Raw genomic sequence first — 17,169 nt, 5'->3', positions numbered from 1 at the left:
AATTTTTAGAAATATAAAAAACGAGGCAAGCGCCTCGTTGTTATTGCTCTAATTATCTAATTATTATTGATACAGCAAATATGGCGTTCGCTTGCGTTTAAAAGCGTTCAAATCCGCTTGCCAGCTTTGCTTTATTTGCTGCTCTGTTTGGCCGGCTTCAATGGCTAAACGCAATTTATCAGTTCCTGCAAGTTTATCCATAAAACCAGCGCGTTCAAAAAACGTTTGATCATTCGCGCTCAACTGTTGATAAGCCGAAATAAACAAACTTAAATCTAAACCATGAATATCAGCATCTCGTAAGTCTTGACCAAATACTTCAACCCCTTTGAATTTAGGGTGCATTGAAGCGCCTTTAATTGCCCTTGGGGTAAAACTAAATTCGCCGAGTTTTACTGGCGAGTAACCGACAACTTGAAACGGAAAATCTGTGCCACGGCCAATTGTTACAGGCGTTGCTTCAAAGAAACACAATGATGGATAAAGCGCAATTGATTGAGCATTCGGTAAGTTTGGGCTTGGCTTTATTGGTAGCTTATAAGCCATAGTACGGTCATAATTCGCAACAGGCACGACACTTAGCTCAAGCTTATCTGCGTCATTTATCCAGCCTTCGCCTTTGATCATTTGAGCTAGTTCAGCCACTGTCATACCGTGTAGAACAGGAATTTCGTGCATGCCAACAAATGAGCGAAATTGTGGGTCAAGAATAGGCCCATCAACATAGGCAATATTCGGATTAGGTCTATCGAGTACCACAACCTGTTTACCATTTTCAGCGGCAGCTTCCATTACGTAATGCATTGAGCTGATGTAAGTATAAAAACGCACACCAACATCTTGAATATCAAAAATAATAACATCTAGATCCGCAAGCATCTCAGGGCTTGGCTTTTTATTACTGCCATAAATCGACACAACATCAATGCCGGTTTTAGCATCTACTGTGCTTTTAACGTGAGCACCGGCGTCATGATCGCCGCGAAAACCATGCTCTGGCGCAAATATTTTGCCAATCACTACACCATTATCAAGTAATGCATCAACCAAATGTTGACCATTCACCACTGACGTTTGATTAACGACCAAGCCAACACGTTTACCTTTTAATACAGGAACATAAGCTTGAAAATTGGCTGCGCCAACCTGTAAAGGCTGTGCATTTTTAGGCGCTTGTACGGGTGTTTCTTGGCAACCTAAAAGCGCAAAACAACTAAGAACTAAAATAACTAATAAACGCATTATTCTTCAACCGCCTTACGTAAAAAGCCACCTGCTTTTGACAATAACTGTTTTGCTTCAGGAGCTGGTTTTCCGGTCAACACAATTAAAATAGCCAGTTTTGCGCTTTGCCCTGCTTGCTTTAATGAATCAACGGCTTGCTGCTGCGAACACTCTGTTGCTTGCATCACAATACGAATAGCACGAGCATGTAGCTTTTCGTTACTGGCATTTACATCAACCATCAGGTTTTTATAGACTTTACCTGTGCGGATCATGCTGGCTGTACTTAGCATATTCAACACCAGTTTCTGTGCAGTGCCCGATTTCATACGTGTAGAACCAGTCACAGCTTCTGCACCAACTACAGGGCAAATACCAATTTGTGGTAAACGCATCACTGCTGAGTCTGGGTTACAAGTAACACCCACAGTGACACAACCTAACGATTTAGCGTATTCAATTGCCGAGCAAACATAGGGGGTACGGCCACTGGCAGCTATGCCAATCACGACATCTTTACTGGTTAAACTCACATTTTTTAAATCTTCAACAGCAAGTGTTGTACTATCCTCAGCGCCTTCTACGGCTTTTTTAACCGCGGTGTCACCACCTGCAATAATACCGAGCACTTGCTGATCGCTAACGCTATAGGTAGGCGCACATTCAACCGCATCCAAAATACCTAAGCGACCACTGGTGCCAGCGCCAATGTAGATTAACCTGCCACCTTGTTGAAATGCGTCAACCACATGATCGACTGCTTCGCTAATTTGTGGGATCACTTGTTTCACGGCACCCGCTACTTTGTGATCTTCATTATTGATCTTAGTGAGGATCTCAGTGGAGCTGAGCAGATCGATATCCAAAGTGTCTGGGTTTTGCCCTTCGGAGACAATACCGTTTAACTCTTCGAGTAACTCACGTTGTTGCTTAAAGACGTGCTCAGGGCTCATTGGGTTGTCCTTTTTCAATAATGTCATGGTAATGCTTTGCCGCTAAAATGGCGGCACCAGTTAATGAATCTCCTTTACAAGGAGATAATTCGTTTTGTAAGGCACGTGGCAATAACGGTTGGCTGACTTTCGCTAAACCACCGATTAAAATCACCGGTAACGGCGAGTTACCTCGGCTTTTATTTATTAACCGAACCACCGATTGGGTATGCTCTGTTAATACCGTTTTTGCCGCCTCACAGTCGTTTTGTAAGCTAAACACTAATGGGCTAAATGCTGCATAATCCGCAGGTTTTGCTTGTTTAAGCCAACTACTAATTGTTTGACGAGTGCATCCTAGCTGCTCACTCAAACGAACCGTTAATCGACTTTTTGGTAAATCATAAATATCTATATCGTTTAATAATTGCTGCACTGCCATCAGGCCGATGCGGGCACCACCGCCAAAATCATCAACGGAAAAGCCCCAGCCGCTCACCAACTTTGTTTGCTTTTGGGCGTTTAATCGTGCCCCGACAGCACCGGTGCCAAGGGCAATAACCACACATGGGTCACCAAGATTAGCACCATATAATGACGTAATTGCATCGCTGGTAATTTGCAAACTGGCAAATTCTATTTCGTACACTAGCTTGAGCATCACTGTTAATTGTTCAGCAAGACTCTGCGATGAGCCACCAGCAACCCCCATAACGGTGACAATTTCACTTGGCTTTGCGCCACTTTGCTGACAAACATCACGGGTCACTTTAACAATGTTTTCTAACGCTAAATCAAGATCATTCGAAATTGATGCCGAACCCGCTTGGGCACGGAAAGTCGCACCACTTGCCTGCTCTTTTAGCTCAGCTAACACTTTGGTGCCGCCGCCATCGATGGCTAAAATATAGCGTAAGGCCATTTATGCGCTCTTCTCGTGTGCCGCTTTACCTAGGCAACATACAAGTGTTGCGAGCAATGTACCTATGCATAGCTGCCAAGTAAATCCTAAGTAAAAGCGCATTGACTCAGGTAGTAGCCAGTCAATCATGTAGGGCTGCATTAATAAGGTCACCATAAAGCCCGCTATTAGCGCCGCTAACACTGAACCTTCACTACCTCGTTTGGTGAACAAGGTAGTAAAATACACACCTAACAAACCGCTGTACGAAAACACCATGACACTTAGCGCAAATTTTAATAATGGCATATCACTGTATTGCTGCCAGAAATAGCAAAGAATAGCCATAAGCGCTAAAGCAAGGCTTACTAAAGCCATGCCTACACGACCCGCTTTTACAAAGTGATGGTCATTTACTTGTTTATTGTGTTTTTCCAAGTAAGGGCGATAGATATCTTGTACGATGACTGAAGACATCGAACTAAGCCCAGAGTTCAAAGTAGAAATAGCGGCAGCAATAATACCCACGCTGACTAAACCTTTAACCCCGGCTGGTACTTCGTTTAATACGTAGTACATAAAGATAGTAATTTTTTCGCCATTAAATTCTTGTACGACCGTTTGCCCAGCTTCGCTATTCATTAGTGCAGGTTGCTGATAAACAATATACAGCAGCAAACCAATAAAGATAAAAATAGCCATAACTGGGATCACCATCACCACCGATAGTAATAACGCTTTACTGCCTTCTTTTGGACTTTTACAGGTTAATAAGCGCTGCGTCATATCTTGGTCTAAACCAAATGCAGCGATGTTTAATAGCACAAACCCCGTTAACACAGAGGCCATGTTAAACACACCTGACGGGCCAAAATCTAAATCAAATTTAAACAGCGCAAGTTTTGAATCTGCACCAGGACTTGGTTCACTCAAAGTTGCAATAATGGTTGAGAAATCAGCCGGAATAACACTCAACAAGCACCAAATAACCGCAATAGCCGCACTGACATAAACGATACTTTGCAGTACATCAGAATAAATAACGCTGCGAATGCCACCCAAAAAGGTATAAAGCAGACCCGCAAGCGCCAATACTAAAGTCGCGATGACCACACTATCGGCATCGATATTGCCATACAGAATCATCGCCACAGCAATCGCTGCCATGTATAAGCGGGCGCCACTGGCAAACACACGACCAAATAAATACATCATGCCGCTACGGCGCTTGGCCTTTGGCCCGATACGTTTTTCAAGCAGTTCATATACAGTGAACACTTTTTGCTGGTAGAACTTCGGAATTAAAAATGCCGATACTATGAAGGCCGCAATAAAGGCACCGATATTAGTCGCAATATAAGAAAAATCACCTTGATAGCCTTGATCAGGCCCGCCAATAAACGTTGCCGCTGATTGCGAAGTCGCTAAAACAGAAATAGCCACCATCCACGTTGGCATGCTATTTCCGCCTAGAAAAAAATCTTGGCTTGAGTTAGCGCGTTTGCGATTAAACCACCAGCCACTTAGCAATAAAATTGCACCGTAACTTGCGAATACTAGCCAATCGAGAAAAGCGTAATTTGCACTCATTTATTATCCTAACCCAAACCTTGATGGAATATATTATTCCATCATTATGACAAAATTAAAATACTTTTATTTCATTATTTTTATTTAGCTAAGTTAGGTAATTGCCACTGACTTTGCTTTTGTTGATATTGCGCTTTGGTTAAGCTGACTAATAGCGGCTTTTTACGCTCATCTAACCACGCAAGTAACGCATCCATATTGCTTTCTGTCATTGCTGTGCAACCTGCTGTAGGCTTACTTGGCGCCCGCCATAAATGCATAAAGATACAACTGCCCGCGCCATTGATATTGCTTGGGTTATGCTTAACAACAATGCCTTTTTTATAAAGGTTATCTTGGCTGTAAATATCACGACGCATCCATTCTGAAGAGTCTTTTACGGCATCTTCACCTACTTGTGCTTTATCAACCAATTGGTTGTAAAACGGTGAGCCTTTCACATCGATACAATAATCATTTGCTGTCATTGCTTGATAACTAAGGTTCGTTTGTAATGAATCTAAATAGCCAAAAGCAGTACCAAGCTCAAAAATACCTGCCGGCGCTTTACCATCACCTTCTTGTTTTTGCTGACCCGGCTGTGCAGGATGCAGCCCCACTCCCCACGCAAGGCCAGTACGACCCAGTACCACCGCGTGTTGCTGGCCTTGTTGTTGCCAACTACCAGCGGTTTTTTCAAAGCGATACAAGGTAGCATCAATGGCATCACTGTCATTGGCTACCACCACCACGAGCTGTTGATGACTGTTATCAATAACAGGTTTAGGTAACTCTTTACTGGCACAAGCCGATAAACTCATAACTGCAATAAGACTGACTAGTTTTTTCATGCTGGCCATACTCCGTTTGTAATTAGTTCAAGCCCCGTTATTGATTCAATACCAAGACCTGGGGATTCCGATAAGCGTATTTGTGGGCCGCTAAATTCAACGCCCCCTTGCACAGGGTCATATTGACCAAGGGCTGGACCATCTAAATCGATTTTACTGATTTGCTGCGCTTTGGCAGAGGCTAAATGTGCAGCACCTGCAACGGCAATACTGCCCTCTAGCATACAACCTATCATGCACTCTGCTTGGTATTGCGCTGTGATATTAGCAATCTCTATTGCTCGGCTTAAACCGCCCGTTTTCATTAATTTAATATTGATGATATCAACTGCGCCAAGCTCTAAAAGTTGTATTACTTGCTTCGGTGAAAAGGCGCTTTCATCGGCCATAATCGGGGTGTTCACTCGCTCAGTAATATATTTTAGACCTTGAATATCACTGCTTTTTACTGGCTGCTCAACCAACTCTAATACCACGCCGGCTTGCTCAAGTTGCTGCAGTGCAAACACAGTTTGTTTGGCATTCCAACCTTGGTTTACATCTAAACGCAGCTGAGCCTTATCGGCAAAGCCGGCATGAATTGCTTTTACACGTTCAATATCTTGATTAAGGTTATTGCCGATTTTTATTTTTAATACATCAAAGCCTTGCTCAATCGCTCGCTGACAGTCACTGAGCATTTTATCTATGTTATCGACACTAATGGTGATATCGGTTTTTAGCGCTGATTTACCACCACCAAGTAGCTTATATAAAGGCGCTTGATAGAGCTTGCCCCACAAGTCGTAAACCGCCAACTCTAAAGCCGCTTTTGCACTACTGTTACCAACCACCGTTGATTGAATAATGTGGGTAAGCTGATTAATGTTTTCGATTTCTTGCCCCACTAATTTAGGAGCAATAAACTGCTGAATGACCGCTATCATTCCTTGATGGGTATCGCCTGTAATAACCGGAGTTGAGGCCGCAGAGCCATAGCCAATTTGACCACATTCAGTGTCGATTAAAACCACTAAATCCTCGATAAAACTCACTTCTCTCAGTGCGGTTTTAAATGGGGTAACTAATGGCACTTTGAGCTTTGCAAAGCGAACAGCTTTAATTTTCATACTGGCCTCTAACGAATACGCTTAATGTTATAAACACGATCTAAGTAGCTGGTTTCTTGCGATAATCTAAGTGGCAATAATGGCGTGACCGACACCCCATTCAAGGCACTACTATAAAAGCTACCATCACCTTTGTTATAACCTAAGCCTTTAACGTCATGAATAACATAAGGCTCACCGTGATGCTCTCCTAAGTACATCATTACATGACCCGGAATATAAATTAGATCGCCAATCGCCATGTTCTTAACCGTCGGCAACTTATCATCTGCCGCAGTATTTTTATCAAAACGACTATTTTGCCCGTATTCACTACTGCCTTGCTGGCCTGAATTACGCGGCATTAGTAGGCCAAAGCTCTTATAAATTTCACCAACAAACCCAGTGCAGTCGCGACCATTGTAATCATGGCCCCAACCATAACGCTCGCCTAAAAACTTAAAGCCTTGTTTAATCAGATTCTGTTCGTTGTAGTCTAGGTAGCCTAAGTTTACATCGGCAGTTTTACTGATCATCGCCGGTTTAATTACAAGTTTGCCTTGCTCATCGCGGGTTGGTAACTGTACAACATGGCTAGCATAGCTGTTTTGGCCGTTGAGCAAATACGGTACTTGCTCACTATCAACCAATGGTAAGCGTACTCCCATATCGAGCTGCACTTCTGAGAGGGTTTCATCGCTTGGCACATAAGCAGTATTGACCTTTGCCCCGGTTACCACCAAAAAGTTAGCTTGTTCGCGATAAGCTTTTATTTTATCCGCATCAGCAAAGGCAAGATCTTCGGCTGGCGTCCATGCAAGGTAGTTGTAAGCACGAACTAACAACCATTTTTTATCTGCGCTTTGATGCAATACAGCAACCGCTTCGCCCGGAAACATACCGCTTTCTTGAAAACGATCTAAGTCTTGATCAAGGCCGCTATTTAATACCCGATCCCAGGTTGGAAAAGTGCGTAATGCGGTGCGCTTAACGACCACAGCAAAGCGTACCTCATTGTTATCTCTGACTTTGTTAAGGTTTAAGTTTTCCTGATATTTAGCAAAATCTTTCGCTGTGAGTTGGCGGCCATCGGTAAAAAAGCGCGGGCTTTTTGGAATTGAACTTGTTGAATAAATGGCGCTTGTTAGCTCGTCTTTAGTGAGCGATTTTTGAAATGAAAGAGGATCAACAATGTATTTATTATTTTTTACTAGTTTCTCGTTGAAGGCCGCAATTTGCGCCTCTGTCATGATCACTTTTGTCGATGCACCTTGTGCTAGCCAGTAGCTGGGCGAAAGCTGCGACTGCGTGACTCCGATAACATCTGATTGCCACCCCTCAGCATGCATAGGTGCACTAAAAGCAACACCTAAAGTAATTGATAAAGCGATAATTGAACGACGCATAGCTGTACCTTAATTCTTATTGAACGCGTGAATCTAATAATTTTGTAAAAGCATGCTGCAATTTTTGCTGCATTTGCTTACCGACTGTTGGCAAATTGGCTTCGTCGGCTCCCAAAGTTGACTGCTGCACACTAAATGTAAACTCACGGCCACCTTGATAATTGCCTAAACACACATGTGCCAACATAACCGTTTCTGTGGTGGAGCGCGTTTCACTTGGCCCCCAACCAATTTTTTGCCAAACACGCCACTGCCCATTCGTTGCACCATCGAGCACTTCCTTTACTGAGCGACTATCATTTGGTGCAATAACATTTGCCAATGCATTTGTAACGATATGACTGATACCTACCATCATACCGCCAACTTGAGCATGTTCATCTGTATGGCCTGTGCCGTTAAGTAGCACGTCAACATCAGTTGCTTGTAAATAAGGCATTTGCGTACTTGGTTCACGCTGATGACTAACCAGACGTTTTAACCATTCCGCTTGAACAAGTGTGGTCATTGCTTTGTTGCCCGTTAAACCACAACCCTCACAACGATACCCTAAATAGCCAGGATCATCACTGCTTGCTTTGAACCGGCTTATCTTTGCATCAAGCTCATTATTAACAGGGTTATGCCAGTATTCGTCTGATGGCATAAACTGCTCTGAGCCATATGCGCCGTTAAATAACAAACGCTGATCCTGTAGTTTTAGCCAGCCATCATTAAAAAGCCCACGTAAATATTCGCGCCCTGCGACATTGACAAAATAACTGGCTATCGCATTTGAGTTACCATCAGCTTTACCAAATGCTTCGTAGCTATTAATACTGCTGATCAAATCAGCGAGTGCCGTATCACCAGCAAAAGAAGCTGCGCCAAGCTCTGGGTGAGTTTGCTTTACTTTTGACAGCGCACCGCTAAACGCTTGAACCTTCGATGAGCTCCAAGGTTCATACAGCTCATTGTGGCTGCCGTCACTTAAATACCGGTAAGCTAATTGCCCTGCTTGAACTTGATAATCGATTAGGAGTAGCTTGCCCGGTTGCTCTGGGGCTAAAAAATACTGCCAGTCGGCTGCCACTCTGTTTTGCCAACCCACCTGCTGGTAATTAACCTCAGCTGCTGATTTATAGCCTTGCAGCTTAGTTTCACTCTCAAGCGATAAACAGCCGGTATTGGTTAAATCGTTTGGCAAAATAGCAGGCGCTAACATTACCTGCTCGAAGTATTGTTGGTCGGTTATCGGGGCTTTTTCAGTGCTTGTTTGACAACCTGCCAAGAGTATCAGGGTGCAACTTATAGCCAGCCTGTTTTGATATGCACCTTTCACATACATAAAATAAAATTCCCACTTGTTATTATTTTTGGAATATTTTATTAAATCTAACACAAATTGACCATGAAGCAAATTAACTCAATTTTTTAAACGTTTCTTGCATCCAATATTAGCAATTACTCGTTTGTTGATTAGCACCTTTCAAATAAGGATCTTTCAAATGAATAAGCTATGTATCAGTGTTGTAACCTTCTGCTGCTCTTTTAACGCGTTTGCTAATATAGAAAAAATAACGGTTTATGGTCACCGTACTGGATTAATTGGTGAGTCTATAAGCGCCTCTAGCGGTATTATTGGTCAGGGTGAAATAGAAAATAGACCCATGCTTCGATCTACTGAATTGCTTGAGTTAATTCCCGGTATGGCTGTCACCCAACACAGCGGCTCTGGAAAAGCGAATCAATATTTTATTCGTGGCTTTAATCTTGATCATGGAACAGACTTTGCCACGAACATTGATGGTATGCCTATCAATATGCGCAATCATGGTCATGGGCAAGGCTATACTGACTTAAACTTTATAATTCCAGAAACAATTGCCACTGTTAGTTATCAAAAAGGCAGTTATGATGTGCGCCAAGGCGACTTTTCAACGGCTGGCAGTGCTTATTTTCATTTATCTGACAACCCTAAACATGATCAGCTCAGTATCACTGTAGGGGAAGATAACTTCTATAGAGGTGTTGCATTAGGGAGTACCTCAATTGGTAGTGGCAAACTGGTAGGCGCGACAGAGTGGCAAGTTTATGATGGGCCTTGGCAGGATATTAATGAAGACGTTAATAAAAAAAACGCATTGCTACGTTATAGTCGTGATTCAGAACAAGGTAACTTATCAATTACGGCAATGGCTTATGACAACAGTTGGAATTCAGCAGATCAGATCCCGCAAAGGGCTATTGAGCAAGGTATCATTTCAGAGCTTGGCTCACTCGATAAAACACTTGGCGGAGAGTCAAGTCGGTATAGCTTATCGACAAATTGGCAAGGACAAAACTTATCAGTAAGTGCATACCTCATCGACTACGAGCTAAATTTATACTCTAACTTCTCATATTTCCTTAATGATCCAATTAATGGCGATCAGTTTAACCAACGAGATAACCGCACTATCTCAGGTGGAACACTAAGCTATCAATTTACAGCTAATGTAGGTGATATTCCCGTTAATCATACCGTTGGAACAGAGCTTAGGCATGATAATGTGAATAAAGTTGGCCTATACAATACACAAGCCCGAAAGTACCTTTCAACAGTACGACAAGACAGTGTCGAGGAAACAAGCTATACAGCATACTGGCAAACACAACTTCATTTAAGCCAACAGTTAGAGGCAACCCTTGGTGTTAGATATGATTATTTAGATGCTCACGTTGATAGCGACAACAGTTTAAATTCTGGAGATGCAGATGATGATTTACTCGGCTTTAAGGCGAGTCTAACTTACTTATTTACTGATAACCTTGCTGGTTATGCAAACTGGGGGCAGTCTTTTCATTCAAATGATGCTCGAGGCGCCACCATTACCCAAGATCCAGTGTCACTTGAAGCAACAGACACCGTTGACTTATTGGTCAAGAGTGAGGGCGCTGAAGTAGGCATGCGTTACTTCGATGAGCAGCAATTTAACTTCTCCGCGGCACTTTGGTGGTTGAAACTTGATTCAGAATTACTTTTCGTCGGCGATGCAGGTAACACCGAAGCCAGTGATGCATCACAGCGCTATGGTTTAGAGCTGAGTGCCTACTATTGGCTCGCAGACACATTAAGCCTAGATGCAGAAGCATCCTTTACCCACTCACGTTTAAACGTTGACAGCCAAAACGACCGTATTGAAGGAGCCGTTCCTGTTGTTGCAAGTGCAGGTGTTAATTGGCAGTTTGCTCAGCAATGGCAAACCTCATTACGACTACGTCATATTGGTAAACGTATGCTGAGCGATGATGGTAGCAAACGTTCCGAACCGCTAACTGTGGTGAATGGTTTAGTTGCTTATCAGCAAACTCACTGGAAAGCAGAGCTTGAATTACTTAACTTGTTTGATAGTAATGACCATGACATTGATTACTACTACTCATCAAGACTAGCGGGCGAACCAACAGAAGGGGTAAAAGATAATCACTTTCACCCCATTGAGCCACGCACAGTTCGATTAAGCATGAGTTTTTTATTTTAAAGAACTTGCTCAGTGTACTTTTGTAAGTCAGTGATCAAATCACGATATAATATTGAGCTTTTATCTTTAATGCGGTCAAGAAAGAAATCATCGGCAATACTGGTGATTTTTTGACGCTTCTTTTTATCGCTTAACTTGCTTTGCGCAACATCCATCAGTTCGGCTATTTTCTCACGTTCATAGCCGTTTAAAGAGGGGTCTGTGCTGATATCTTTTAGCATGATTAATGAGTCTATTGTTGAGCCATTTAATGCTACCGTTAACGCTTTTGCTAAGCTTGGTAGCCAAGGTTTTTCGATCTGCTCACCTATCACATAAAACATGTTTTGTGCTGTCGCCAAGTCACCATCACGCACTGCAACACTGCCAAGAATGAGGTAAGAAATAAGCTGCTCTTTTGGATAGCTCTGGCTCACTGTCGCAAACAAAGGGTCGGTGCGAATAAAGTCAGCTTTTTGTTTAGCCATTTTACGCCAGCCTTTGTTATAAAAAGCCAAAGACTGAGCACTATATGCTAAATACTTACCCCGCAAATCAGTTGCTTTAGCAAGCGCTAAGTCGCTTTCAGCAATTGCAAAATCTTTACTTACACCAAGGCTCAAAATGTAGCTCATCATGGCATGAGTGAGTGTTGGCTCAATTGCACCTATTTGCTCTAACTGTTCTTTTTGCAGTTTGTTATAACCATAAGCAATGGTATCGACACTGGTATTCGACACTCCCCTGTACGTTTCATAACTAAAACTATCTTGTAGATCAGCATATTGTTGTTGCTCAGTCTTTGTTGATTTGCAACCACTTAGTAAAGCGACACAAAACAGCGAGCACGCTGCTAATTTAACAAAAGGGATGCTATTTAAAGCGGTCATCAATAATTCCTTTTTCTACTTCTATGGCATCATGTGCCAAACCTTGATATATCGGGCTATGGATTCTACTTAACGAAAATATAATATTGCTGTCATCGACAACATTTATTGCATGCTCAGATGCATTGATTTGCATACCAGCACCATCAAATCGGCTTTCATTAAGTTTTACGCCTTGTTGTGCGGTAATAGTGACATTGGTTAGCTCAACTACTGAACGCTTAATATTCAAAGCGAGTTTAGCCCCTGACAAGCTGACATTTTCTAATCTCACTAATGAATCTTTAATACGAATAGATTCAGCAACCACATTTTTAAGTAACACATTATTACAGTCTTCAATGATCATATGACGATAGTGACCTGAAAACTCACGGCTGTGTTGATCTTCACAATGAAATGTCTCGATTTGCCTAGCTGAAACTTCTGCGCTGACTTCTTTTTGAACTCCCCCATTTAAAGCACTATCTAATAAAGCTAAAAACTGCTTAGGCTGTTGCTTCATCGGAACATGACCCACATCAGGCAAAGTTGCTAAGTCACTATTAATTAACTGGCTGTTCAATACTTTTGCAGTTCGTAATGGAGCAATGGCATCTTCTTCACCCCAGATAATATGTGTTTCTATTTTCAGATTGCTAACAATCTCGCTAAAATCTTCTTCAACTAAACTCAGCGCTGCATTCATATTCGGTGTTTCGCCCATAACTAGCTTCCACGCACCATCACTACGTTGTAATAGCTCTGAAAGATATGAGTCAATTGCCCCTTCTTCAATGAGTCCGGTTGTAAAATCATTAAGCTGGGCTAACTTAGTTGAGAGAAATTTAGGTAGCCTAATATCAGGCTTAGGTACGTTAGAGATAGGCTTTATAAATGCCACTTTATGTAAAATCCCCGCTGCGTCGACTAACACCAATTTATTGAGTTTCTCCGGGTATTTGCCAGCAAAATACAGACTGACCGCGCCACCCATTGAGTGACCCACAACCGAGGTTGGTTCTGCAATATAGTGATCAACCACTTCCGCCAGTACAGCAGCATAATTGCGAGGAGAGTAACGCCCTTCGGGGTTTTCTGAGTGAGCAAAACCAGGTAAATCAATCGCAATAACATGATAATGCTTAGTGAGTTCAGGGATAACCCCAAACCAATCTTGCATACCTAATACGCCTAAACCATGTACGAGCAACAAAGGCGGAGCCTTTTTATCACCTGCTTCTAAGACCAAAATTGATGAATTAAATACGGACTCTTGGTAAGTACTAAATATCCAATCAGCTTTAATAGGTGACTCAAACCTGAGTGCTTGGATTTGTTGTTGGGTCAATGATGTTGATTGCGATGCAATTGACTCGCTTTGCACTGCAAACGCACAAAGCACGATGCAAAAGAAATAGAATAAGTGAAATAGGCGCAAGGGATATTGGTTTAATTATTATTGTATTAGCTAGATTGTACCCTTTGCCGGTTAAATGTAAATAATGCAGAGCATGAACCTAATATTGAGAAATGGTTATTCTGGGATAGATAACAAGATGTGGTAGATAGAGGTCATCATTTATGGCGACTGTATCTTGATCCGCGCGAAACAAGTTTCACGCCTACGGGGTGCATTTTTTGTATTTTGAGTTGGGGATTTAATTTGTGATGTGGAAGCGTGATGTTCACAACTGAAGTCGCTCCTACAACCACACCTACGCGAATTGCAGGCACAAAAAAACCGACTTTCGTCGGTTTATGTCACTTTAACTCTACTTAAGAGAAAGAGGCGGACGCGGGACGTATTTTGAAACAGTGAACCTCCGGCTGCGTGATTCAAAGTCGCCTAAAGAATAATAAGGTGCAATAAAACGGTATATTTATTCACGACTGAAGTCGCACCTACAACCAAACCTACGCGAATTGCAGGCACAAAAAAACCGACTTTCGTCGGTTTATGTCACTTTAACTCTACTTGAGAGAAAAGTGGCGGACGCGGGAGGATTCGAACCTCCGACCGCCTGGTTCGTAGCCAGGTACTCTATCCAGCTGAGCTACGCGTCCGCAGTATGTTTTGCATGTTTAAGTCGCGCATTGACCATGTCTTAAAGACAAAAAAACCGACAGCTTGTCGGCTTATATCACTTTCTAAGAGAAAGTGGCGGACGCGGGAGGATTCGAACCTCCGACCGCCTGGTTCGTAGCCAGGTACTCTATCCAGCTGAGCTACGCGTCCGCAGTTGCATTTTATAATCTTGCAATGATTTATCTTTATACTCGATGTGAGCTTTCAAATATGGCGGTTTCGGGACGTCTCTTGAAAGAGTGAACCTCCGACCAAATTTGTATCTTTAAACTCGATGTGAGTTTCAAATATGGCGGACGCGGGAGGATTCGAACCTCCGACCGCCTGGTTCGTAGCCAGGTACTCTATCCAGCTGAGCTACGCGTCCACACGCACATTTGAACATTGCTAATTTATTCTCTTAGCAAGAGACTCAAGTTTATACTCGATGCAGAGTCAAAGTAAAAAGTGGCGGACGCGGGAGGATTCGAACCTCCGACCGCCTGGTTCGTAGCCAGGTACTCTATCCAGCTGAGCTACGCGTCCACACATATTACTTTCAAGACATGCCATTTTAGAAAAATGGTGGAGAAGGAGGGATTCGAACCCTCGATAGAGCTACAAACCCTATACTCCCTTAGCAGGGGAGCGCCTTCGGCCACTCGGCCACCTCTCCGTCTTGTGGGGCGTATAATAAAGACTTCAGGAAATATGTCAAACACTTTTCAAGGAAAATCGTACAGATGGTTATAGATTATCCACAACGCACAAAAACAACTCGTTTTTGTTTACCCTTTAGTCGTTTTTTCTTTATCACTCAACGGCTCAAGACCCGTCAGTGGGATTAGTTCATCTGTTAATTCGGCTAGGTATTGGTCTTGATAACCCAATTGTTGGAATTCGGCGATGCAGGCACGATAAAAAGCTTCACGTTGATGCTCGCTTGGCGTTGTCTCTACTGAAGACTGCGAAGGCTTTTTTGTCATTATTATTAAGTCCGTTTAAACGTTGAAGAGAATGGCGTAATGATGTCATATCTTGTCTAAAAATAATACTATCGGACTTAGAATTAGTAGAAAAACTTTACAACTTAGTAACTTCGTTTGAAAAATAATTCAGCATTTTCTTTTAGATCAGCTAATTACAATTAAATATAAAAATTGAGAGCAATAAAAATCAGAAAATTCTGATAACAAAAACGCCGCTAAAAAGCGGCGTTTTCAGAACATTTAGCTGATTAGTCAGCTTGAGGACGCATGTGTGGGAATAGGATCACGTCTTTAATTGTTGGTGAGTCAGTAAATAACATCACTAGACGATCGATACCAATACCCTCACCCGCTGTTGGTGGTAAGCCGTACTCTAACGCACGAATGTAATCTTCATCGTAGTGCATTGCTTCATCATCACCTGCGTCTTTCTCTTCAACTTGACGAGCAAAACGCTCAGCTTGATCTTGTGCATCGTTAAGCTCAGAGAAACCATTTGCTAATTCACGGCCACCTACGAAGAATTCGAAACGGTCAGTCACAAATGGGTTTTCATCGTTACGGCGCGCAAGTGGAGACACTTCCCACGGGTAAGCGGTAATGAAAGTTGGTTGAATTAACTTATGCTCAGCAGTCTCTTCGAAGATTTCACACAAGAACTTACCAGGGCCCCATACGCAGTTTTCTGGGATCTTAACGTGTACTTGCTTCGCGTACGCTTTAAGTTCTTCAAAATGGTTTTCAGGGTCACTAAATACCGCAGCATCAAAGTCTGGGTTGTACTTAAGGATAGCCTCGCTCATTGTTAAACGAGCAAAAGGTTGTCCAAAGTCGTACTCTACTGAATCAACCACTTCACCATTTTCATCTTTCGTTGTGTTTACAACAATTGGTGAACCAAGTACGTCTGTCGCAACAGTACGTAACATATCTTCAGTAATGTTCATCAGGTCAATGTAATCCGCATATGCTTGGTAGAATTCGATCATCGTGAATTCTGGGTTATGACGCGTTGATAAACCTTCGTTACGGAAGTTACGGTTGATTTCGAATACACGCTCAAAGCCACCTACAACTAAACGTTTTAAGTAAAGTTCAGGGGCAATACGTAAGTACATGTCGATATCAAGTGCATTGTGGTGTGTGACGAATGGACGAGCAGACGCACCACCTGGGATCACTTGTAGCATCGGTGTTTCAACTTCCATGAAATCACGATCAGCTAAGAAACGACGGATACCTTCAACAACCTTAGAGCGAATACGGAAAGTTTCACGTGTCGCATCATTAGTAATTAAATCAACATAACGTTGACGGTATTTAGTTTCTTGGTCAGATAAACCATGGAATTTTTCTGGTAACGGACGTAATGACTTTGTCAGTAACTCGTACTCTGTCATTTCTACGTAAAGGTCACCTTTACCTGATTTATTTAGTGCGCCTTTAACACCGATGATGTCACCGATATCAAGTTGACCGTATTTTGCTTTTAAATCTTTTTGTACGTCTTTTGATGCGTACGCTTGAATTTGACCTTTCATGTCTTGCAACGCAAGGAAAGGACCACGTTTTGCAAGAATACGACCTGCTACAGATACAACGTGCTGCTCAGCAACTAATTCTTCTTTCGATTTATCACCAAACTCAGCTTGCAAATCAGCCGTGTAATGTTCACGACGGAATTGGTTTGGATGACCGTTGGCTGGGCAATTTTCGCGGATTGCGTCTAATTTGCCACGACGCTCAGCGATTAACTTATTTTCGTCTTGGATTTGATCAGTCATTTTTTA

General features: G+C 42.5%; 13 protein-coding genes and 5 tRNA genes. 1 reads left to right on the top strand and 17 read right to left on the bottom strand.

All coding sequences use genetic code 11. The features are described from left to right. Window positions 1–63 precede the first annotated feature (63 nt). From BIZ38_RS10590 to BIZ38_RS10555, 8 genes are all read right to left on the bottom strand, one after another. Entirely contained in the window at window positions 64–1,242 is a 1,179-nt protein-coding gene (locus BIZ38_RS10590) for an exo-beta-N-acetylmuramidase NamZ domain-containing protein (protein ID WP_187490245.1), read from the bottom strand. Further along, window positions 1,242–2,177: an N-acetylmuramic acid 6-phosphate etherase gene (gene murQ, locus BIZ38_RS10585; RefSeq protein ID WP_187490244.1), complete on the bottom strand. Its 936-nt coding sequence runs from the start codon at window positions 2,175–2,177 to the stop codon at window positions 1,242–1,244. The genes BIZ38_RS10590 and murQ overlap by 1 nt, the downstream gene beginning before the upstream one ends. Then, on the bottom strand, window positions 2,167–3,078 hold the full coding sequence (locus BIZ38_RS10580; protein WP_138601984.1) for a BadF/BadG/BcrA/BcrD ATPase family protein: 912 nt from the start codon (window positions 3,076–3,078) through the stop codon (window positions 2,167–2,169). The genes murQ and BIZ38_RS10580 overlap by 11 nt, the downstream gene beginning before the upstream one ends. After that, entirely contained in the window at window positions 3,079–4,647 is a 1,569-nt protein-coding gene (locus BIZ38_RS10575) for a sodium:solute symporter (protein WP_138617555.1), read from the bottom strand. An 80-nt stretch (window positions 4,648–4,727) separates the two neighbouring features. Beyond that, window positions 4,728–5,477 carry a L,D-transpeptidase gene (locus BIZ38_RS10570; RefSeq protein WP_082389162.1) on the bottom strand — a complete coding sequence of 250 codons (750 nt, stop codon included), beginning with the start codon at window positions 5,475–5,477 and terminating at the stop codon, window positions 4,728–4,730. Beyond that, window positions 5,474–6,586, bottom strand: a complete 1,113-nt coding sequence (locus tag BIZ38_RS10565; RefSeq protein WP_138617557.1) for a dipeptide epimerase — start codon at window positions 6,584–6,586, stop codon at window positions 5,474–5,476. The genes BIZ38_RS10570 and BIZ38_RS10565 overlap by 4 nt, the downstream gene beginning before the upstream one ends. Window positions 6,587–6,594: 8 nt before the next feature. Then, a complete protein-coding gene (locus BIZ38_RS10560) occupies window positions 6,595–7,971 on the bottom strand; it encodes an SH3 domain-containing protein (protein ID WP_187490243.1) in 1,377 nt (458 codons plus the stop codon). 16 nt (window positions 7,972–7,987) lie between these two features. Further along, window positions 7,988–9,298: a hypothetical protein gene (locus BIZ38_RS10555; protein WP_187490242.1), complete on the bottom strand. Its 1,311-nt coding sequence runs from the start codon at window positions 9,296–9,298 to the stop codon at window positions 7,988–7,990. Between the two features lie 160 nt (window positions 9,299–9,458). On the opposite strand from BIZ38_RS10555, the gene BIZ38_RS10550 reads away from it, so the two are divergent. Beyond that, window positions 9,459–11,474 carry a TonB-dependent receptor gene (locus BIZ38_RS10550; protein ID WP_187490241.1) on the top strand — a complete coding sequence of 672 codons (2,016 nt, stop codon included), beginning with the start codon at window positions 9,459–9,461 and terminating at the stop codon, window positions 11,472–11,474. On the opposite strand, the gene BIZ38_RS10545 is transcribed toward BIZ38_RS10550, so the two are convergent. The 9 genes from BIZ38_RS10545 to lysS form a co-directional block, all read right to left on the bottom strand. Beyond that, window positions 11,471–12,343, bottom strand: a complete 873-nt coding sequence (locus BIZ38_RS10545; protein ID WP_187490240.1) for a hypothetical protein — start codon at window positions 12,341–12,343, stop codon at window positions 11,471–11,473. The genes BIZ38_RS10550 and BIZ38_RS10545 overlap by 4 nt on opposite strands. Further along, window positions 12,327–13,709, bottom strand: a complete 1,383-nt coding sequence (locus BIZ38_RS10540; RefSeq protein WP_187490239.1) for an alpha/beta fold hydrolase — start codon at window positions 13,707–13,709, stop codon at window positions 12,327–12,329. Before BIZ38_RS10540 ends, BIZ38_RS10545 begins: the two co-directional genes overlap by 17 nt. Window positions 13,710–14,312: 603 nt before the next feature. Then, window positions 14,313–14,389 (bottom strand) — tRNA-Arg (locus BIZ38_RS10535). Between the two features lie 95 nt (window positions 14,390–14,484). Continuing rightward, a tRNA-Arg gene (locus BIZ38_RS10530) sits at window positions 14,485–14,561 on the bottom strand. Between the two features lie 140 nt (window positions 14,562–14,701). Then, a tRNA-Arg gene (locus BIZ38_RS10525) sits at window positions 14,702–14,778 on the bottom strand. 81 nt (window positions 14,779–14,859) lie between these two features. Then, window positions 14,860–14,936: transfer RNA gene (locus BIZ38_RS10520), tRNA-Arg, on the bottom strand. Between the two features lie 37 nt (window positions 14,937–14,973). Then, window positions 14,974–15,066 (bottom strand) — tRNA-Ser (locus tag BIZ38_RS10515). Between the two features lie 112 nt (window positions 15,067–15,178). Next, complete coding sequence (locus BIZ38_RS10510; protein ID WP_054551252.1) at window positions 15,179–15,376, bottom strand: hypothetical protein; 198 nt, start codon at window positions 15,374–15,376, stop codon at window positions 15,179–15,181. A 251-nt stretch (window positions 15,377–15,627) separates the two neighbouring features. Continuing rightward, window positions 15,628–17,163 (bottom strand): lysine--tRNA ligase, encoded by a 1,536-nt coding sequence (gene lysS / locus BIZ38_RS10505; RefSeq protein ID WP_166338105.1) that lies wholly within the window; start codon window positions 17,161–17,163, stop codon window positions 15,628–15,630. Window positions 17,164–17,169 lie beyond the last annotated feature (6 nt).

Origin of the sequence: Pseudoalteromonas sp. BZK2, assembly GCF_014349195.1 — a bacterium.
GTDB lineage: Bacteria > Pseudomonadota > Gammaproteobacteria > Enterobacterales > Alteromonadaceae > Pseudoalteromonas > Pseudoalteromonas simplex.
This window is presented reverse-complemented; position numbering and strand designations above follow the sequence as displayed.